Source organism: Actinomyces ruminis, from assembly GCF_002154335.2.
In the GTDB taxonomy this organism is placed as follows: domain Bacteria; phylum Actinomycetota; class Actinomycetes; order Actinomycetales; family Actinomycetaceae; genus Actinomyces; species Actinomyces ruminis.
The window spans coordinates 1-2,355 of sequence record NZ_MTPX02000066.1 but is presented as its reverse complement, the minus strand read 5'-3'; the positions used below and the strand labels follow the sequence as shown (position 1 = coordinate 2,355).

The 2,355-nt window shown below is 75.4% G+C and carries 1 protein-coding gene and 2 pseudogenes; all 3 read right to left on the bottom strand.

The features are described 5' to 3' along the window. Positions 1–682 (bottom strand): annotated as a pseudogene (locus tag BW737_RS12155) (shikimate kinase); the annotation flags it as partial. 55 nt (positions 683–737) lie between these two features. After that, entirely contained in the window at positions 738–1,958 is a 1,221-nt protein-coding gene (aroC, locus tag BW737_RS12150; protein ID WP_086616114.1) for a chorismate synthase, read from the bottom strand. Positions 1,959–1,990: 32 nt separating this feature from the next. Continuing rightward, positions 1,991–2,355, bottom strand: a pseudogene (locus BW737_RS12145) (shikimate dehydrogenase); the annotation flags it as partial.

Genomic DNA, 2,355 nt, shown 5'->3' with positions numbered 1-2,355 from the left:
CCGGGCACGCCGGCGACCGGCGACAGCGCGGCCGCGGCCCGGGAGGGAGCAGTGCCCAAGGCCACCAGTACGAGCGCGGCGATCTGCTCCGGGGTGAGCCCGTCGGTGGGCACCGCAATGGTCGCGACCTGTCGGTACAGGTCGGCACGCTGCGCATGCAGGTCCTCCATGCGCGCCAGTACACCCGCGGCGACGTCACCCTGGGCGGCCGCGGCGGCGTCGGAATCCGCCGTTGGCCCGGCGGGGCTTACCAGCGGCCGGCCGGCGCCGTCGCTACGTGGGCGGCTGCGGTGGCGGGGCTGGCGCTGAGGTGCACGACGGTGTGCCCGCGCAGCAGGCGGCGGTTCTCCTCCCGCAGTACGGCGCCACCGCCGAGCGCCACGACTCCCTGGGCAGCGGCCTCCCCGGTCAGCACGGCCCGCAGGGCGCGGGTCTCCCGGTCTCGAAAGCCCTTCTCACCCTCGGCGGCGAAGATCTCCGGGATGGTCATGCGGGCGCGACGGCGAATCTCCGCATCCGTGTCGGTGACCTGCACCCCCAGAGCGGTGGCCAGCAGCCGCGCCACCGTGGTCTTGCCGGACCCGGGCAGGCCGACCAGGACCAGCGGCAGCAGGCTCGTGTCTACGGTGCCTGCGGGCAGCGTCGGGCCGCCCGGCCGGTGGGCGTGGCTGGTGTGGCTCATGGGATGCGGCTCCTTTGCGGGACGGGCAGTGAAGCTGGACAGGGCGGTGGGACGCTCACCACTGGGTGCGTTCGGCCACGCGGGCGAGGTAACCGGCCAGGTTGCGGCGGGCCTCGGCCACCGAGTCCCCGCCGGTCTTTTCCAGCAGGGCGTCGGCGAGCACCAGCGCCACCATGGCCTCGGCGATTACCGCGCCGGGGACGACGGCGGTGGTGTCCGAGCGCTGGTGCAGCCCGGTGGCCGGATCGCCGGTGGCCAGGTCAACGGTGCGCAGAGCGTGCGGAACCGTGGAAATGGGCTTGTAGGCCGCCCGCACCCGCAGCGGCGCCCCATTGCTGATGCCGCCCTCGATGCCGCCGGCCCGGTTGGTGGCGCGCTCCACCCGTCCGGAGTCGATGGCGAGGATCTCGTCGTGGGCGGCGGAGCCCGGACGGGCCGCCTCGGCGAAGCCGTCCCCGATCTCCACGCCCTTGACCGCCTGGATGCCCATGAGGGCACCGGCCAGGCGAGCGTCCAGCCGCCGGTCGGCCTGCACGTGGGTGCCCAGGCCGATGGGCACGCCGGTGGCGATCACCTCCACGACCCCGCCGAGCGTGTCGCCGGCCTTCCGGGCGGCGTCGATCTCGGCGACCATTGCGGCGCTGGTGGCGGGGTCGGTGCAGCGTACCGGGTCGGCGCTGAGCCGGGCCTCATCGGTGGGCGTGGGGCGGGCGGCGGCGTCGGGCAGGGCGACTGTCCCGATGCGCACCACGTGGCTGACCAGCCGGATGCCCGCGGCCTGCTCCAGCAGCGCCTCGGCCACCGCCCCCAGGGCGACGCGGGCGGCGGTCTCACGGGCCGAGGCGCGTTCCAGGACGGGGCGGGCGTCGGGCAGGTCGTACTTGAGCAGGCCGGGCAGGTCGGCGTGTCCCGGCCGTGGCCGGGTAAGTGGCAGGTTGCGGGCGATCTCGCGCTCGTCGCCGGTGCCGGCGTGCTTGCGCAGGGCGGAGGCGGGCACGGGATCGGCGCTCATGATGGTGGACCACTTGGGCCACTCGGAGTTGCCGATGCGCAGGGCGATGGGGCTACCCAGCGTGCGGCCGTGACGGATGCCGCCCAGGATCGACAGTTCATCGGCCTCGAACCGCTGCCTGGCGCCGCGCCCGTGGCCCAGGCGGCGGCGGGCGAGGGCGGCGCGGATTTGCTCGCTCGTGATCTCCACGCCTGCGGGCACGCCCTCAATGATGGCGGTGAGGGCCTCACCGTGGGATTCGCCGGCGGTCATCCATCGAAGCATGGGGTGATCATCCCACGCCGCCGGCCGCGACGTCACCGCTGTCCGGCACCGCGGGCGGCGAGCGCGCCCATCAGCGCGTCCCGCATGGGCGCCAGCGGCGGAGTGCGCCCGGTCATCAGGGTGACCTGCGGGACCGCCTGATGCAGCAGCATGAGCCAGCCGGGGGCGACGCCTCCCCCGGCCTGTCTCCAGACGCCGGCCAGCGGCGTGGGCCAGGGCGCGTAGACGACGTCGAGCATGACCGCCCCGCTCCGGGACCCGGAGCCCGCCAGCGCAGCGGCCATGGGCGCGGCCAGGGTGTCGGCGGCGCCGGCCGGGAGAGTGGAGACGACCAGGTCGGCGTTGGCGGCCGCCGCGGCCACCTCGGCGTCGGAGGCGGCCCGGTGACGCCGCCTCC

What these genes read in the sequence shown, in the direction of transcription:
- aroC (WP_086616114.1), bottom strand. Translation starts at nt 1,958, where the DNA reads ATGCTTCGATGGATGACCGCCGGCGAATCCCACGGTGAGGCCCTCACC.